Source organism: Spongiimicrobium salis (assembly GCF_043678055.1).
Taxonomy (GTDB): Bacteria; Bacteroidota; Bacteroidia; order Flavobacteriales; family Flavobacteriaceae; genus Spongiimicrobium; species Spongiimicrobium salis.
On sequence record NZ_JBHEQA010000003.1, the window covers coordinates 66,549 to 85,136 of the forward strand.

General features: G+C 40.3%; 15 protein-coding genes and 1 other RNA gene. 10 read left to right on the forward strand and 6 right to left on the reverse strand.

Annotated elements, in window-relative coordinates:
* Positions 1-80: 80 nt before the first annotated feature.
* The 4 genes from ACEXOE_RS15150 to ACEXOE_RS15165 all read left to right on the forward strand — a co-directional run bounded on the left by ACEXOE_RS15150 (position 81) and on the right by ACEXOE_RS15165 (position 2,881).
* Positions 81-710 (forward strand): DUF6624 domain-containing protein, encoded by a 630-nt coding sequence (locus tag ACEXOE_RS15150; protein ID WP_394749680.1) that lies wholly within the window; start codon positions 81-83, stop codon positions 708-710.
* A gap of 149 nt (positions 711-859) precedes the next feature.
* A complete protein-coding gene (locus ACEXOE_RS15155; protein ID WP_394749681.1) occupies positions 860-1,336 on the forward strand; it encodes a hypothetical protein in 477 nt (158 codons plus the stop codon).
* Between the two features lie 153 nt (positions 1,337-1,489).
* Positions 1,490-2,323 (forward strand): helix-turn-helix domain-containing protein, encoded by an 834-nt coding sequence (locus ACEXOE_RS15160; protein ID WP_394749682.1) that lies wholly within the window; start codon positions 1,490-1,492, stop codon positions 2,321-2,323.
* Positions 2,324-2,467: 144 nt separating this feature from the next.
* Positions 2,468-2,881, forward strand: a complete 414-nt coding sequence (locus ACEXOE_RS15165) for a GlcG/HbpS family heme-binding protein (RefSeq protein WP_394749683.1) — start codon at positions 2,468-2,470, stop codon at positions 2,879-2,881.
* A gap of 110 nt (positions 2,882-2,991) precedes the next feature.
* Here ACEXOE_RS15165 and ACEXOE_RS15170 read toward each other — a convergent pair whose 3' ends face one another.
* The 4 genes from ACEXOE_RS15170 to ACEXOE_RS15185 all read right to left on the reverse strand — a co-directional run bounded on the left by ACEXOE_RS15170 (position 2,992) and on the right by ACEXOE_RS15185 (position 8,280).
* A complete protein-coding gene (locus tag ACEXOE_RS15170) occupies positions 2,992-4,866 on the reverse strand; it encodes a S9 family peptidase (RefSeq protein ID WP_394749684.1) in 1,875 nt (624 codons plus the stop codon).
* A 1-nt stretch (position 4,867) separates the two neighbouring features.
* The gene (locus tag ACEXOE_RS15175) at positions 4,868-6,313 is read right to left on the reverse strand and encodes a sodium:solute symporter family protein (protein ID WP_394749685.1); all 1,446 of its coding nucleotides are present in this window, start codon (positions 6,311-6,313) and stop codon (positions 4,868-4,870) included.
* A gap of 95 nt (positions 6,314-6,408) precedes the next feature.
* Positions 6,409-7,065 carry a hypothetical protein gene (locus tag ACEXOE_RS15180; protein WP_394749686.1) on the reverse strand — a complete coding sequence of 219 codons (657 nt, stop codon included), beginning with the start codon at positions 7,063-7,065 and terminating at the stop codon, positions 6,409-6,411.
* A complete protein-coding gene (locus tag ACEXOE_RS15185; protein ID WP_394749687.1) occupies positions 7,066-8,280 on the reverse strand; it encodes a dipeptidase in 1,215 nt (404 codons plus the stop codon). It abuts the gene before it with no gap.
* Between the two features lie 417 nt (positions 8,281-8,697).
* Between ACEXOE_RS15185 and ACEXOE_RS15190 the strand changes: the two genes are divergently transcribed.
* The 5 genes from ACEXOE_RS15190 (at position 8,698) to ACEXOE_RS15210 (ending at position 15,952) form a co-directional block, all read left to right on the forward strand.
* Positions 8,698-10,878, forward strand: a complete 2,181-nt coding sequence (locus ACEXOE_RS15190) for a polysaccharide lyase 8 family protein (protein WP_394749688.1) — start codon at positions 8,698-8,700, stop codon at positions 10,876-10,878.
* A gap of 284 nt (positions 10,879-11,162) precedes the next feature.
* Positions 11,163-12,533 (forward strand): mercuric reductase, encoded by a 1,371-nt coding sequence (locus ACEXOE_RS15195; RefSeq protein ID WP_394749689.1) that lies wholly within the window; start codon positions 11,163-11,165, stop codon positions 12,531-12,533.
* Positions 12,534-12,654: 121 nt separating this feature from the next.
* Entirely contained in the window at positions 12,655-13,491 is an 837-nt protein-coding gene (locus tag ACEXOE_RS15200) for a helix-turn-helix domain-containing protein (protein WP_394749690.1), read from the forward strand.
* Positions 13,492-13,580: 89 nt separating this feature from the next.
* The gene (locus ACEXOE_RS15205) at positions 13,581-14,138 is read left to right on the forward strand and encodes a YbhB/YbcL family Raf kinase inhibitor-like protein (protein WP_394749691.1); all 558 of its coding nucleotides are present in this window, start codon (positions 13,581-13,583) and stop codon (positions 14,136-14,138) included.
* Positions 14,139-14,338: 200 nt separating this feature from the next.
* Positions 14,339-15,952, forward strand: coding sequence for an NAD-dependent malic enzyme (locus tag ACEXOE_RS15210; protein ID WP_394749692.1), 1,614 nt, complete (start codon positions 14,339-14,341; stop codon positions 15,950-15,952).
* A gap of 40 nt (positions 15,953-15,992) precedes the next feature.
* Here ACEXOE_RS15210 and rnpB read toward each other — a convergent pair.
* Positions 15,993-16,297: RNase P RNA component class A (rnpB, locus tag ACEXOE_RS15215), an RNA gene on the reverse strand.
* A 143-nt stretch (positions 16,298-16,440) separates the two neighbouring features.
* Between rnpB and ACEXOE_RS15220 the strand changes: the two genes are divergently transcribed.
* A complete protein-coding gene (locus ACEXOE_RS15220) occupies positions 16,441-18,234 on the forward strand; it encodes a DNA polymerase III subunit gamma/tau (protein WP_394749693.1) in 1,794 nt (597 codons plus the stop codon).
* On the opposite strand, the gene ACEXOE_RS15225 is transcribed toward ACEXOE_RS15220, so the two are convergent.
* A complete protein-coding gene (locus ACEXOE_RS15225) occupies positions 18,223-18,585 on the reverse strand; it encodes a transmembrane 220 family protein (protein ID WP_394749694.1) in 363 nt (120 codons plus the stop codon). The genes ACEXOE_RS15220 and ACEXOE_RS15225 overlap by 12 nt on opposite strands.
* Between the last annotated feature and the right edge of the window lie 3 nt (positions 18,586-18,588).

Genomic DNA, 18,588 nt, shown 5'->3' on the forward strand with positions numbered 1-18,588 from the left:
GTATTGAATTTTTATTCAACTAAATATTTAGTTTAAACTATTTTTTTAGTTAAATTTGAATTCAAAATAACACCCTAAGAATGAAACTTGTAAAACTACTTTTGCTCTGCTCTCTGAGCATTTCCTTGTATTCCCAAACCCCTTCATCTTCGGTTGACCTATCCTCTAAAACCCTCGATTCGCTACGAACCCATCTGGAAAGCATCTTGACAAAAGACCAGGTATTTCGATCCATATACAAAGAGGCAGAAAACAAACTCGGTAAGGATTCGGCAGCAATGGAGTATTTTTGGGAAGTTGTGGAACAACAGGATAAGCTTCTGGAACAGGAAGTCACTGCCATTTTGGATCAATATGGTTGGTTGGGAATTTCACAAGTTGGCAGACGGGCCAATACCACGCTCTGGGCGGTATTGCAGCATGGTTCCGTAGCTTCCAAAGAAAAATATGCCCCTTTGCTCAAGGCATCAGTACTTAAAAAGGAATCTAGGCCAGCGCATTATGCCCGATTAATCGATCGGATGCTGATCAATAGCAAGCGCCCCCAAGAATATGGAACCCAGTATGAATATGACAAAGAAGGCAATGCCATATTTTTCCCTATTCATGCTCCCGAGTACATAGATCGAAGACGGAAGGAATTGGGGCTTTCCGGGATACAGGAATTTGCGGAACAACTTGGAATAACTTGGGCAATACCACAAAAATGACTTGTAAAACTTACCATAGACCATTGTAACTGCAATTCATCATAAGTCTATGGATTTTCGTGAAAATTCATTATTTTCAATGTACATATGTGTTACGCATATCAAAGCGGTTTTACAATCAGCTTCTTAACCAAAAATCCAACCAAAAAATGAAAACCCTTGTAGTAATCTTAACTTTGGCACTTTGCTGTTGCGCCATATCCACAGCGCAGGAAATTGAAATGAAAACAACCATATTTGGTTATCGGTTTACACAAAATGGAGCGCGCTTATCCTGGAAAGAATTGTCGTCTGCCACGGAATCAAACCTAGATGCCCATTTGCTCATTAAAAAAGCAAGGTCCCAAAATACAATTTCTTCCATTTTGTCTTTTGCTGGCGGATTTTTAATCGGCATCCCTATTGGCCAATCTATAGGGGATAGAGACCCCAATTGGTCTCTTGCCTACATTGGAGGTGGTATAGCTGCCATTGGGATTCCGTTTACGTTTAGCGCATTTAATAAAGTGAATAAGGGAATAGACACCTATAATTTATCTTTAAAAGCTACTTCGCGTTATCAATTCAAGCCCGAATTTACTATTCTAGCTAAGGGAAATGGTCTTGGCTTTATAATGCGTTTTTAGATATCCCAGAAAGGTTTTAAATGTCAACTGTTTCCTGACAGGATACGTATCTTTGAATATGTTGGTAATGTTCCCATTTTACGACTAAGCGGAACAGCATGGCGAAAAATCACGGATTGTCACTGTACATTTTCACATCCCTAAAAATAACAAATGCCCATAGATACCATTCCTGAATCCTATATACAAGGGACAAGCCTTATCCCCGATCCTTTTTTGTACGACTTTAGAATGACTGAAGATGTAGTTAAAACTAAAGTCAATCTAAGCATGCATATGTTCAGTTTCTTGCAGACCGGTAAAAAACAGGTTCATTTTGCCGATACGGCAGTATTGGTAGATAACTCCCAATCCTTACTCATAAAAAAAGGGAATTGTCTTTGGAGCGAATTATTGGACCAGGAACATATCTACTATTGCAAGCTGCTTTTCTTTTCAGAAGAGCGATTAAAGGCATTTTTGGAGAAACATCCGAGATCCGTCTCCATATCTCAAGAGACCTCGTCCTATTTCATCATTGAAAACGATGCGTACTTGGAATCCTACCTCCATTCTTTATCTGCTATCCCTTCAGCTTCCCCTACCCTTAGGAATCATCTGTATTCGGTGAAGTTTGAAGAGCTTTTAATGTATTTAATGAATAAATATGGGGATTCCTTTGAGAATTACCTGTTTTCCCTGATTACCCCAGAAAGCTCACCCTTTAAAAAGAGTGTGGAACAAAATATTCATTCTACCCTTACCCTAGAAGAAATTGCCTTTCTGTGCAATATGAGTCTTTCTACCTTTAAACGACATTTCAGTAAAGAATATGCTGTATCTCCTGGAAAATGGTTACGGGACAAGCGTTTATTGAAAGCCAAGGAATTATTGGAACGTGGAGATGTAAAATCATCGGACATTTACTTGCAATTGGGGTATAATAACCTATCCAACTTTAGTTCTGCTTTCAAAACAAAATTTGGCATTCCTCCTTCCAAAATTTAGGGGACCTTTATATTTCGGTATTTTCTAAAGAAAATCATAATGACCTTTTTTCATAAGTAATTGAACTATAATCGTAAACAAGCGAATAGTTCCCTAAACTATTTTTGCGTCATAAATTATACAATAACAGAAAAAAAACATCTTATGAATATCACATTAGAACAAGCAGAACAGCTTATTGCTGCAGCAAAATCAAGAGCACTAGCCATAGATACCAAAATGAACATCGCCGTTGTAGATGCAGGGGCCAATTTAGTAGCTTTTTCCCGTATGGATGGCGCATGGTTGGGATCTTTGGATATTTCCATCAAAAAGGCAAAGACAGCCCGTTACTTTGATATGAATACAGGGGCAATTGGTGAATTGTCGCAACCCGATGGCCCATTATTCAATATTGAGCATTCTAACAATGGTTTGATCACTTTTCCTGGAGGAATTCCTGTTAAGGATACTGAGGGTAATATCATTGGAGCCGTTGGCGTAAGTGGAAGCACCGTTGAAAATGATCATGATGTTGCCGCTGCCGGGGTTCAAGTACTTCAACCAGCAACTGTTTAATTTACGGCTAAGAAGTAGCTTAAAGCATATTTTAGGAAGGTAAAGGTAGTCGTAGATTACCTTTACCTTTTTACTATATTCAAAGGGCAATGGATAATTATCCTATGTGCTTACTGCAACCATTTTGCAAACCAAGCTTCCAATCGGGTATACATATCTACCCTATTTTGAGGGTTTCTGAACCCATGAGGTTCATTGGGATAGGATTTGCTTTCAAAGACCTTATTCCTGTCTTTCAAAATTTTAACGGCCAGCTCATACTGTCGGAAAGGCGCCCTGACATCGGCCTCTCCATGCATGATCAGTAAGGGTGTTTTTACATTTTCAACTCTAGAAAGTGCATTACTGATCGCATATACTTCCGGACGCTCCTCAGGAGATCCCCCATGTCCCGTTTTTGTAAATATTTTACCTATTCTATCTGCATTGGTGTAGGCATCCCCAAAGTCATAAATCCCGGCCATCGGTACAGCAGCATTAAACGCTTCAGGTACCCTTGTAATGGCCGCCATAGAGGTTATGCCCCCATAACTATAACCATATATCCCTACTTTTTGATTGGACCAAGCTTGTGCGCGTATAAAATCTGAAGCGGCTGCAGCATCTTTAGCCTGACCATTTCCCCAATCATTGATACTTAAATTTTGAAATGTGCGTCCAAATCCGGATCCTCCTCTATAATTGACCGCTATCACAACATAGCCCAACTGTGCCAAGTATTGTTCATTTAGGCTTAATCTTTTGTAATAGGTATTGGTACCTCCCCCGTGAACGTGCACCAAGGATGGGTAGGTTTTTGAAACATCAAAAGCTGGAGGATAGTATACGAAACCCTGAATATACAGGCCATCCCAACTCCGATAACTAATTTCTTCCGGCTCCTGTAATCCCTTCCAGTTCGTGGCAAAATAGGTCAAGCGTTTTGGGGTGCCGCCTTCTGATTTAATGTAATCTACATCATTTCCCCGTGTGGAAGTAGAACGCACAAAGACAAAAGCATCTCCATTTGACGATGCGTGATAATTAAAAAAAGTTCCTCCCATATTTGTCACTCTTGTGGCTACACCTCCAGCGGATGGAACTCGCCATAATTCCACTTCAGATCGTTCTTGATAGGGAAAAAACAACTCTTTTCCATCTCCCGACCAACTCACGGTATGATTGAACAATAAATCTGTGGCATCCACTTGCATTTTCAATTTCTTATCGGTTCCCTTTAAGGGGTCGATTAAATAGATATAGGACAAATCTTCATACCAATATTCATCTTTCGCATTGGCAAAAAGAGCTATTTGGGAACCATCGGGAGACCACACCGGTTTTGACATCGCCATTAAGTTTTGAGATACTTGTCGCTCTTTTCCCGAGACAACGTCAACAACCCAAATATCGTCTTCCCAATAGTCGCCTTTAAACGAGTAATAGGCAATCTGTTGGCTATTGGGAGACCAAGAAGGCGCAAAACGATAATCGTCTAGGGCCATAGCACCCTTTGTCAATTGTTTTAGCGTACCTGAGCCATCCGTAGCTACCATCCAGATATCCTGATATCCTGTACGACCGCTATAAAAGGCCACTGATTTTCCATCTGGAGAAGGCCTTGGTGCACGTTCGTCCAAAGTATCGTTCGTTAAACGTTTGGGTGCCTCTTCCCCTACTCCAATGGTCCAAAGGTCTCCTCCTCTAGAGAAAACAATTTTTTTATTATCCTGAAACCAAGCAGGAGCACCTCCTGCTATCCAAAATTGAGCTGGAGCTTCGTCGCCTATTCTTTTCAAAAAAATACCGCTTTGTGTTTCAGTTCTAGCTGTTATTGCTACCATTGTCCCATCTGGAGATAATACGGCTTGCCCTGCACCATAGTTCTTCGTGAATATATTTTCCCAATTTAAAGGCCGAAGGCTTTGTGCACTTAAGGTATACCCTCCTAGAAATAGCACAAAAAAGAGATATCCCAATCTCAGCTTTCCTATATGTTTTGTCATATTATTCTAAATTTTCTAAAGGTTCTTGTTTTTCAAAATAAGGTTTCCAAGCCGTATCCGCCGGAGGTTTTGTACAAAGACTGAATATGAGATATCCTGCCACACTCACAATAAAACCGGGTAATACCGGATAAATGGTGGCATCACCATAAGCTTTCCATAACATAGTAGTAGCTACTCCACCGATCATTGCCGCTATCGCACCTTGCTTTGTAGCTCTTTTCCATAAAATACCACCAACGACCGGAGTAAAAAATCCGGCAGCCATAATCGCCGTAAACAAGATGACAATAAATTGGATCAACTCTCCTTCCGCGAATCCACTGATAATGGAAATCAAAGGAATAATACCTACAATTAAAATTCCTATACGGGCTACTAAAAGCCTCTTGGACTGAGCGACTTTTTTATTCATCGCATTTTGATAAATATCTTCAGAAAGGGCCGATCCGGCAACAAGCAGTAACGAGTCAACCGTAGACATCATAGCCGAAGTAATGGCCGCCAACATAACGGTTCCTACAAAGGTGGGCAATACTGCCTTAGCCATCATAGGCATAGCCAAGTCTCCTGTTGGAAGATTGGGAAACAATACCATGGAGGCCAGACCTAAAATAAAAACCAGGAGATTGATTCCCGTAACCAGCAGAATAGCCAGTAAGATGCCCCTTCGTATGGTTTTCATATCTTTCATAGCGTACAGGCGAATCACTTTTTCCGGAGTGGCCACGGACCCCAAGAAAAAGGCCAAGCTCATTGTTATGAGCAATACGGTTGGCAAACCTCCCCACTCAAAAGTCAATGGTTTTATGAGCTCTACCTTTGTGATTAGATCGGTTAAACCATCAAAATGCATTAATGCAAGGGGTACCGCTACCAAGGTTCCAACGACCATAATAATCATCTGAAGAAAATCTGTGTATACTACGGCCAACATTCCGCCCACCAAGGTATAAAGCAATAAAATGGTCGTAAAAACGATCATCCCCGTTAGAGGCTCAATGCCAAAAACCACATTCGCCACGATACCTCCAGCAACAATTTGTGCCTGGATATAGACTACCGTGGCAATTAAAATAATAACTCCGCCAATCCCCCTGGCAGTTTTACTTTCATAACGTCGTTGTAAAAAGGCAGGCAGCGTGAGTTCTTTTACCGTGGTAAAACGTGGTGCCAAAACCGCCACCATGAACCAATAGGCCAAGGGAATCGTAATTAAAACCCAACCAAAAGACCATCCTACGGCATAGATAACACCGACGGTGCCAATGAAAGTTCCAGCACTGGTGTGTGTTGCCGCCATGGTTGCCCCTCCAATACCCCATCCCAATTTACTTCCGGCAATCCAATAATCCGCTTCAGATTTTGTCCATCGCATACTGAGCCAACCAATAAAAAAGACCAGCATAAAGTATCCTATAAAAATAACGAATTGCATATCGATCATGAGTACATTAGTTTTTAGATTCTGTCCAATACATCCAAAATACATAAGCTAGGACAATCAATCCCAATACGGCAAAGAGCCCCCAAAAAATAAACCTATCCATACGCCAAACGTTTTCTATATTTCCAAATCAAAAGACCGATTCCCACAAAAAGGAAGGCTACCATAATATCCACAATATCCATGAGGCGTGTTTCTTTTTCCCCGTAAAACAATTCCATTCGAATCAAAGAAGGTAAGGCAGGTACCTGTAATTGTACTGTTTTTACACCTGCATGGGTTTGTTCTTCTACTGGCACTCCCGGAAAATACAGATTATACCTAAGTCCTTCCGGCATTTGCATTTTCATCCTAAAAAAGTCCGTTTTAGAAGGAACAGCGGGCAATTCTGTAAAAAACAAGGGTAAATTCAATATTCCTTGCCCAATCTGAAGTTGGTAAGAAATTGTAATTTCATCAAAACCAACATCCGAACTAAGTGCCAATTGACGTAATCCATCCTGCAACTGTTCTTCAACCTTCACCGGCTTAATTCCATTGGCAGCGATTACCCCTTTAAATTCGGTTCCTTTAAACTCCAAGGCCTTTAAATGAATCTTTTGCACAGAATCCGGTACCATCATGCTGAACTGTTGCCGTACAACAACGGTAGTGCCTTTAAAATCAATATCTACCGATACCGCTTTCAAACTCGCTTGAGCTATCATAACGCATGGAAGAAATACAATAAGAATCAGTGCAATACGCTTCATTTAAACCCAGACTTCATTAAGGAGACGCAAGGTATTTTTTCCCATGACCTTAGCAATTTGCGCTTCGGAATAGCCGTGTTTCACCAACCACCGCACAATATTGTAGGATCCTTCCGTTGGGTTTTCCAATCCATCGACATAAGGAACCGGAGTATATTCCATACCTGGTTTTCCATGACTTTTTGAAGCTTTTAACGAGAGGGCCTTGGTATAAGCGGTATGTAGACCAACATGATCCCCATATAAAGTATCCGGCCCCATAGTAACATGATCAATACCTACTAGATCCTTGATATACTCAAAATGCTCCATTACCGCATCCAGATTATGAACCCTTTGACTAGGGGTCAAGGTGGTATGGGGTGCGGCCTCTATTCCAATTACCCCTCCTTTGTCGGCACAAGCCTTAAAAACATCATCAGGGGCCATTCTATTGGTATTCCATAAGGCTTTAGCGCCAATATGACTTAAAATAATGGGTTTTGTACTATGTTTGATGGTATCTAAGGCCGTTTGATCTCCGGTATGGGAACAATCGATCAACAAGCCCACTTTATTCATGCGTTCTACAGCGCGTTTTCCAAATTGCGTAAGACCACCATCCCTAGCTTCTTTTAATCCCGAACCCAAAGCATTGGATTCGCTATAGGTGATGCCCAATGAACGCAACCCAAATCCGTAGAGCAAATCAATTCGGTCCAATTCATTTTCAATCATCATAGCTCCCTCCATTACGGCCACCCAAGCAACTTTTCCTTCCTTATGGGACCTAAGAATATCGTCCACGGATTTACAGTGAATCACAAAATCCTGATGGGCAATATCACATAAACGCATGCCCAGATCATGAATGACCTCGCTCCATTTCCATCCTCCCTTGGAATGAATTTGACAAACGCCATCCATGAGGTTATCAAAAACACAATCCCAATGACTCTGGGACAATCCCTTGAAAGCAGTGGCCATACGGCCTTCTTTTACATAAGCCGGTGTTTGCATAATGTCTTTGGGAAAAGTACCCAAATGCTCATGAACACTGATCATAATATGATCTTTTAAAATTTTGGTGACCAATTGCTCTTGCTCCGGATTCAAGGGTACTTTGGTAGACGGAACGCGATCTATTTCATCTGCCAATTCAAAATGGGTATAATCAACATTTTTTTCGAGGTATTGAAAAGATTCATACCCTTTATAATTCTTGGTAAGACTCATGTATTCTATTTAGTATGTGAGCTTCTAAAATACTACAATTTCATGATATATTTAAGGCGTAAATGGGCAAAGCTTATTAAAAAAAATCAGCTTATTCAGGATTCGTTTTATTTTTCATTTTCCAGGTTTCCATTTTTACATATTAAATCGGTTAAGAAGACAACCATTCCCTATTTTATCATAAAAACTCCCTGCAAATATTTCCATTCCAGAAGACACCAATAAAAAAAGCAGTAACGTACTATCCTTTAGCATTTTAAACATGCATATCTCTGTACGATTTGTTGGATAAGATTATTCCCCTCATGATTTTCTCTCTAGGATTTTTAAGTTTTAGTATCTTCGATGAATCAATCACACATAGGACTGTGAGCCGTAGAAAAGGGTTTATAGAAAAACCAAATAGCATATGCAAAAATGAGCGTTAGATTTCAAATAGCAACAGCACTATATCTGCTATATCATATTGTCAATTTCAATGTAGACACTGATATTTCACTTTTAAAACGGCGAATTACCTCTGATTTTCTGGCTAAAGAAATAGACGCTTCCCAAATCAAAAAAATACTTAGAAAACAAGATAAAAACGGAAGTTGGAAAGACATTGACTATTCCGATTCCACAAAGTCGGAATGGAAATTAAAAAAGCACTTGGAACATATAAATGCCCTTACTTTGGCATATAAGTCTCCCAATTCCCCACTTCAAAACAACAAAAACCTAAAGCGTTCAATAATTAGTGGTCTCGATTACTGGCTAAAACATGATTTCCAAAATCCCAATTGGTGGCATAATACTATTGGCACGCCAAGGTTATTAGGTCCGGTTTTATTAACACTGCAGGACGAACTAAAAGAAGAACAGTTACAAGCTGGCATTAAAATCCTGGAACGTGGCAAAATTGGAATGACGGGGCAAAATCTTATCTGGGTAGCACTTATAAGCATTAATCGCGGTATTCTGCAGGAAGATACTGATCTTATAAAAGAAGCTTTTGACCGTATAGAAAACGTCATGCAAATCTCGGAAAAGGAAGGCATTCAACAAGATTTTAGTTTTCACCAACATGGCGCCTGTTTGTATAATCACGGTTATGGTTCGGCATTTGCAATGGATTGCACAAGAATAGCCGCTTTGGCACGAGACACGCAATTTGCGTTTTCAAAAAGAACTATTGACACCTTAACCGCCTATATTTTGGATGGATCTCAATGGTTTACTTATGGCAACACCAGTGACTATGGAGCACTGGGCCGCGTAATTGCGAGGCCGAGCTATACCATTCAAAGTGAAAATCAATCCAATGGGGCTTCCACAAAATCCAAAGATGTCATCCCTACTAAAGAAACTGCTCTCTATTTAAAAGAGGTGGTGCATAATTTAAGAAAACTATCCACGGATAGGGATGCTGAGTTAAAATTGTTCTCTGAAAGGATTTCAAACAAAGGAAAAGTCTATTCATTTAAGGGGAACAAGCATTTTTGGAGATCAGATATCATGACCCATCACCGCACCAATTATTATACTTCTACCCGAATGTATTCTACTAGAACACTGAATACAGATCATCCATATAATGGGGAAGGGCTAAAAAGTCACTTTATTGCTGAAGGTTGTAATTTCTTGTTTAGGACGGGAAAGGAATATGCCGATATCTTTCCCGTTTGGGACTGGAACAAGGTACCAGGTACTACGGTGGAGCTTCGGGATAGTGTGATGGGCACTCCTGAGCGCAAGGGAAATACAGACTATGTAGGTGGTGTTTCCGACGGAACCTTCGGCTTGGCTACCTTCCACTTAAAAAGGGATTCGCTTGTGGGGAAAAAATCTTGGTTTTTCTTTGATAAGGAATATGTATGTCTTGGCGTCGGAATTGCTTCTTCTTCCAATAGGCAGGTGATCACCACCATTAATCAATGTCATTTGAATGGCGCCGTAAAAGTACTCGATTCCAGAAAAGATACGGTACTCCCCATGGCCAAGCACCTCTTAAAATCTCCAAAATTGATTCATCATGATAGCATTGCCTATATCGTAAGCCCATCAAGCAAATTGCAGCTTCAAAATACCGCTCAAAAAGGAAGTTGGAGTGTCATTGCTGGCGCAAGTTCCAAAAAGGAAATCTCACATGAGGTGTTTACACTTAGTGTGGATCATGGTGTTTCTCCTGAAAACAGTACCTATGCGTATATGGTTCGCCCTAATATGACATATGATGAAGCTAAAAAGTATGTGCATCAAACGGAGGTAGAAATATTGAGGAATACTACAAAAATCCAGGCAGTTATGCATCGGAAATTAAAACTTTTACAGCTAAATTTTATGGAGCCTGGTAGTTTTCAACTCGATAAAGATTTTACTGTTGCCGTTTCAAATCCATGTTTGTTAATGATACAGCAAGTTGACAATGGTATTCAGCTATCCATTTCAGACCCTACCCAGAAGTTGCAGAAAACAGAGGTCCGCCTATCTGGTAAATTTCTCAGCGATCAATATGATTATGATCAGAAGAACAATATGACCGAGATACCCATAGAATTCCCTAATGGGGCATTTGCCGGGCAAAGTATCGTTCGTTTACTTCCTAAGACAAATTAGAGCTAATATGTGCTCTAGTGCCTAAAGGAGCCAGAAAAAGCAATCATCAAGAACAGGCTTAGACCTGTACTTATGGATGTGATGCCTATACTCCATGAACTTCATTTTAGGTTAATCTGAATACGGAATTTTACTTACTTTTAAGGTGAATTCGTAGATCAGTACGCGGAAGTTCGACGAACCCTATAACAGCTCATTGCATATAGGCAATGATTTGTGAAAACCCATAAAATATAATCCCCTTTCTGTAAGAAATAGAAAGCACAGTTAAAACAACAACATTCATGACACATTTTTCTCACCTTATTATTGGAACAGGCCAAGCCACGGGAACGCTACTTGGAAAATTAATCCCTACCAAAGAAAGCATTGGGGTAATTGAAGCGGACAAAGTCGGCGGTAGTTGCATAAATTATGGATGTACCCCAACTAAAACCCTAGTGTCTTCCGCTAAGGCATTTTATCAGGCCAATAGAGGCGATTTTTATGGTTTTAAAGCCTCTGATATTGTATTGGATTTCGATAAAGTCCGGGAACGCATGAACGGCATCCGAAATGGAAGTAGCAATGGTTTGACCTCTTGGATGAACAATACGCCCAATGTGAATTTGATTATGGGCAGAGCCAAGTTCACTGGAGAAAAGCAAGTAGAGGTCAATGGTGAAACCTATACCGCCGATACCATTTATATCAATGTAGGGACCCGACCTTCAGCTCCACCTATCCCAGGCCTAGATACTGTTCAGTGGCTGGATAGTGGTAGGCTTCTAGACCTTGAAAAACTACCAGAACATTTGATTGTTATAGGTGGTGGTTATATTGGCGTAGAATTTGCCCAGGTATATCGGAGGTTTGGGGCCAAGGTCAGTATTATACAACGCAATGGACAACTCATGCCGAGGGAAGATGAAGATATTGCCAGCTCGGTTCAAGAATTTCTGGAGGAAGAGGGTATTGAGGTCTATTGCAATGCTAACACCAAAAAAGTTACAGAAAAGGAGGGTTTAAAGGAAGTAGAAATAGTGATTAACGGGCATACCCAAGTATTGAAAGGAGATCATATCCTTGTTGCGGCAGGAAGAAAATCGAATAGTGATACATTAAACCTTGAAGCTACTGGAATACATGCAAACAGTCGTGGTTATATTGAAGTAGATGATTTTTGTGAAACAAATGTGCCAGGAGTCTATGCCGTCGGCGATGTTAATGGCCATGGTGGTTTTACCCATACCGCGGTAAATGATGCAGAAATTGTTTTGGATAAGCTTTACGGGGGAGATCGTAGGTTGACCACCAGGACAATGATCTATGGCTTGTTTACCGATCCTCCCCTAGGTAGGGTCGGCATGTCTGAAAAAGAGGCCCTACAAAGTGGAAAACGTGTTCTTAAAGCTGTTCGAACAATGACCAGAATTAGTAGAGCTAAAGAAATGGGAGAGACCAAGGGTTTCGTGAAAATACTTGTAGATGGAGAAACGGATCTCATTTTAGGGGCTGCCCTTTTAGGAGTTACAGGGGATGAAATCATTAATATGTTTGCTACACTCATACATTCCAACATCACCTATAAAGAATATCGAAAAGTAGTATTGGTGCACCCTACCGTCTCGGAATTGATGCCATGGACCCTAGATGCACTGCAAGAAATCAACTAAAGAAGAATGCCTTTTACCTTCCTTTTATATCGATGGTAAAAGGGGTTTTCTTATTTCATCAATTTCCTATGGAAACAAGACGTTTCCTGTACTTGAAACTGTGTAAAAAACCAACAAGAAGATGGAAATCATAACATTGCCCAATGACTTAAAAATTGCAGCTTCTTCCTTCCAAGTCTACGATTACCGCACCTCAACCTCATGTTTTAGGCAAATGGTCTCCCTAAAACAAAATACCTTTAGTTTTCTGATGGAAGGGAACAAGGAAGTCTTTTCCGATAAAACATCAACTGCCATTGAAGCATCGAGTTTTTTATTGATGAAAACAGGGCATTGTCTTATGACCGAAAAATTGTCCAATACCCAGAATAACTACAGAAGTATTTTATTTTTCTTTTCCAATGAAGCCGTTTTTGATTTTATACAAAAACACAAAATCCGTGCTACAGACGATCCCGTCCGGGAATCCATCCACCGTTTTCAATATGATAATTTCTTAAGACGATTTGTTCAGGGGCTTATTGATATCAGCACTTTAGATCCTACACTTCAAACCAAACTATTGGCATTGAAATTTGAAGAATTACCCCTATATTTACAAGAGGTCAAAGGAGTAGATTTTGTTTTTTCTTTAATTTCCGATATCGATAATAAATCACAACATTTTATTGAAGTCGTAGAAACCAATACTTTGAATAAACTAACGCTAAAAGAACTCGCCTTTTTATCTAATATGAGTGTTTCCACCTTCAAAAGAGAATTTAAAAAACATTTTAATACCCCGCCAATACGATGGTTTCAAGAAAAGAGGTTAGAACATTCCGCCTTTTTATTAAAAAGTAAATCCATACGTCCTTCAGACATCTTTGAAGAAACGGGTTATGAAAACCTTTCGAACTTCATCCAAGCCTTTAAAGCCAAATTTGGAGTCACTCCAAAACAGTATCAAACAAATTGATCTTTTATCAATACTTTTTGAACCAAATAACATACCTCGTATTTCTATATTGCCCCTAGTTTTGTAATCGTAAATAACATATAGAAATCATGAAAAAATCAAATTTTATTTTAGGACTGCTCTTCCTTTTTTGCTGCAGTGCATTTGCCCAAAACACCTTTACTTTAACCAGTACGGAATTAGGTGGGGAAGCCACAACACAGGAAGAATTTAATGGTTTTGGTTGTACGGGCAAGAACCAATCCCCACGATTATCTTGGAAAAATGCGCCAGAAGGCACCAAAAGTTTTGCCATAACCATGTATGATCCAGATGCGCCAACAGGAAGTGGATGGTGGCATTGGGTCGTCTTTGATATTCCTTCAAATACCAAAGAATTGGTAACTGGAGCAGGAAATACAAGCCTCAATTTAATGCCAAAAGGCAGTATTCAAAGCCTAACGGATTATGGAACGCCCGGATACGGTGGCCCTTGCCCCCCGGAAGGCCATGGTTTACATCAATACGTTATTACGGTTTATGCCTTAAAAACAGAGAAACTTGGATTAACTGCCACAACCAATCCTGCCGTAGTAGGGTATTATTTATGGAACAACACCCTTGCCAAGGCAAGTATAGTAACCTATTATCAGCGGTTTTCAAAATAAATTCAATAAAACAAAGAGTGCAAGCCTTGTGCTTGCACTTATTTAAACTTGGAAAAAACACTTAGCTATTGGTTTTTAATTGCACTAAAGCCTTCCTCAGGGCATGAGAACATCTATCGTATCTTTTACTACATTAGCGTGAAAGGGAACGGCTTTTAATCCGTCCTACTATCTATATGCTAACCCTCTGAAAATAAGATATGACAACCAAGAAAAGAAATTTTGACGTACTTCATGATGGTGCCTTAAACAAATCGGTAGGCTTTACTAAGGAAGAAAGGGAACAATTGGGATTGCGCGGCTTACTGCCCTATTCCATTGCCGATCAGGATATACAGGTTACCCGCGTTATGCATGGTATACGGCGAAAAGCGTACGATATTGAGCGTTATATTCTTTTGTCTTCCCTTCAAGATCGCAATGAAAAATTATTTTATCGCGTTGTCATTGATTATATTGAAGAGATAATGCCATTGATTTATACGCCTACTGTGGGTCAGGCATGCAAAGAATTTTCCCATATTTTCAGGAGGTCAAAAGGCTTTTATATTACTCCCGATGATAAAAGTGAAATTAAGGATATTTTGGACAATTGGCCCGAAAAAGATATACGGGTAATTGTGGTCACTGATGGGCAACGTATTCTTGGGTTGGGGGATTTGGGTGCCAATGGTATGGGGATTCCTATTGGAAAACTAGCCCTGTACAGTGCTGCAGCAGGCATACATCCTTCCCAATGTCTCCCAGTAATGTTGGATGTTGGCACCAATAATCAAGAAATACTGAATGATATTCTCTATTTGGGATACCCAAAACAACGCTTGGAAGGAGCGGCTTATTTTGAACTCGTAGAAGAGTTTGTAGATGCTGTACAAGATAAATATCCCAATGCCCTGATACAATTTGAAGATTTCTTGACGCCCAATGCCTATGCGTTATTGAACAAATACAAAGAAAAAATCCTTTGTTTCAATGATGACATTCAAGGTACTGCCGCCGTAGCATTGGCAGGAGTATACGCTTCAACAAGGATTACAGCGGCGTCTTTCTCCGATTTAAAAATTATGTTTTTGGGCGCAGGCTCTGCGGCTACGGGAATTGCTGATCTTATGGTCGCTGCTTTTGTAGATGCAGGATTAAGTCAGGAAGAAGCACGTAAACGCCTGTGGTTTGTAGATATCAACGGCTTAGTGGTCTCCGAAAGAAATGATTTAATGCCCCACAATTTACCTTATGCCCATGCCCATGAACCCCTTTCCTTTGTAGAAGCCATAACGGCTATTAAACCCAATGTTTTAATAGGAGCTACCGGAGCGCCAGGTACGTTTACCAAGGAGGTCATCCAAAAAATGACCACTATCAATGAACGTCCGGTTATTTTTGCATTGTCCAATCCCACTTCAAAAGCAGAATGTACGGCAGAACAGGCCTATACATGGAGTAATGGTAAGGCCATTTTCGCCAGTGGCAGTCCTTTTGATAAAGTTAGTTATCAAGGCACCACATTTCAACCAGGACAGGGCAACAATGCTTATGTTTTTCCAGGGATTGGCTTGGGGGCTATTATGGCCAAAGCCCGAATAATTCCTGATGATTTATTTTTGACCGCTGCAAAGATCTTGGCGCAATTGGTGAAAGAAGAAGACATCGCTATGGGTTCCCTATACCCAAAATTGTCTGAAATCCGAGAGATTTCATTGGAAATTGCCTTGGCCGTAGCAGAGAAAACCTTTGCCTTGAATTTGGCCCAAACCGACAAACCGGATGATTTGAGAACGTCCATCGCCGATTATATGTTTGACCCCAATTATTAGAAGATAAAAAAGAATACGAAAACGAATGTTGGATCAAATTAAAAAAAGTAGGTCATAAGCCGGATTCTGTACACAATACCAAAATATCGTGTTCCTTATCATTTATCTAGACCTTTAATTACTCAAAGGTTCTAACCGCCTACCCTTCAGCTTGGGCGTACAACCCTCAAATGCTGATTTACATGGCGTTGCACCGTATAGAGTTTACCTGATTTCACTACAGCATTACCTGTACTTGCTTTCTGTTGCACTAGTCCTCATTTCACAATGGACGGGTATTACCCGCTATACTGTACTACGGTGTCCGGACTTTCCTCTCCAAAGAGCGATAAGGCGACCTACTTTCTGCAAAGGTAGCGCAATCCTTAACAATTGTTGATAAAAAAAAGGGGAAAGCTCCCGAAAAGAACGCCGCAATACGTTCCTATTTTTATATTTGTATACTTGCTATTGTTCGTAATGCAAATCCTAAACAGAAACAAACGTACGTGGAACCTTTTGTAGTATCAGCTCGGAAATATAGACCTCAAACCTTTAAGGATGTCGTGGGGCAACAGGCAATTACCAATACGTTGTTGAACGCCATTGAGCACAATCATTTGGCACAGGCCCTTCTTTTTTGCGGACCAAGAGGCGTAGGCAAAACTACTTGTGCGCGAATTTTAGCCAAGAAGATCAATCAAGATAGTGCAGAACATAGCGATGAAGATTTTGCGTTCAATATTTTTGAACTGGATGCTGCTTCCAATAATTCTGTAGACGATATCCGTAGCTTGATCGATCAGGTTCGTATTCCTCCACAAGTAGGGACGTATAAGGTCTATATCATTGATGAAGTCCATATGCTCTCCCAATCTGCCTTCAATGCCTTTTTAAAAACATTGGAGGAACCGCCAAAACATGCCATTTTTATATTGGCAACTACAGAGAAGCATAAAATTATACCTACCATACTATCGCGTTGCCAAATTTTTGATTTCAAAAGAATTACGGTAAAGGATGCGGCCCATTATCTCAAGTATATTGCCGAAAATCAAGGCATTGAAGCCGAAGATGATGCCTTGCACATTATAGCGCAAAAGGCTGATGGTGCCATGCGGGACGCCCTTTCCATTTTTGATAGAGTGGTAAGCTTTTCGGGAAAGAACCTTACGAGAAAGGCGGTCACGGAGAATTTGAATGTTCTTGATTATGATACCTACTTTAAAGCTACCGATCATATTCTCGACAATGATATTCCCAACCTTCTCTTATTATTCAACTCCATTTTAGCCGAAGGTTTTGACGGGCATCATTTTATCAGTGGACTTGCCTCCCATTACCGAGATCTTATGGTCTGCCAACATCAAGATACCATTAATCTTTTGGAAGTAGGTGAAGAAGCTAAAAAGAATTACCTGACGCAATCCCAACGAACAAGCCCCGCTTTCTTAATGCAGGCCATTGATATTGCCAATGATGCCGACTTAAAATATAAAACCAGTAAAAATCAGCGTCTCCTCGTTGAACTTAGCTTAATGAAATTGGCCTCCATTACTTTTGATGGAGAAAAAAAAAATCCTAAGGCCGTAGCCCATGGGAATGTATTATTTCGTTTGGCTCCCGCTTCCTATTACAGGGGTTCCAAAAAAATAGTGAAGCCACAAGAAGTACCACCATCCAACGCGGAGCAAGCCCCTATTGCAAAAAGCAGTATTACAGATACTACGGTCAAAGCAGTCCCAATTAAGGAGGCTGCCAGTTCAAAAGTAACGCAGGTTCCACCTACAGTAGAACCGCCCAAAAAAGAAGTTCGCAAAATAGATATCAATGCGCCTTCCAAACGCGTATCCGGTTTATCCTTATCCAGTTTAAAAGCCAAGAAAGAACACCAGCTCAACAAAAAAGAAGAGGTCATTGATGAGAGCAAACTCCCAAAGGAAGCCTTTACCGAGGCCGACATGCAAAAGCATTGGGCTGATTTTGTACAGAAAATCGAAAATGATGGCCGTAAAATATTAGCTTCCAATCTTAATACCGATGTTCCCAAACTTCGTGATGCCCATACCATTTGGATCGAAATGCCCAACAGCACTATGAAAAAGGAAATTGAGCGGGAACAATTTGATTTGATGGAATATTTGCGACAACAACTTCACAATCATTTCATTAAGTTGCACATAACGGTTAATGAGGCTACTGCCAAAAAGTTTGCCTTCACACCCGAAGAAAAATATCAGAAACTAAGGGAGAAAAATCCAGCTATTGATGTATTGCGAAAAGAATTTGATCTAGACCTTTGATTTTTTGACCAAGTAATGTGTACGTGCGGCATAGAGTAGCATGACCAAGGAAACGATCAACATGCCCAAGGCTTCCCTACCTCGTTCAATATTTACAATATCGCCTTCACCAATGGTGACACCTTCAAATTTATCGGGCCATAAGGATAACGCATAGACCAAATAGGCTATTCCCAAAGATAAGGATAGAACACGTTTTAATTTGCCCATGAAAAACAGGAGTGAAGCCAAGGCCGCAACACCATATATTACATACCATAACATAGCATCTGGATCGTTGTACTGCACATAAGCAGACCAGATAAACAGTATAGCAAAAACAAGTGATAGGCCTTTAAAAATAATATTCATTGA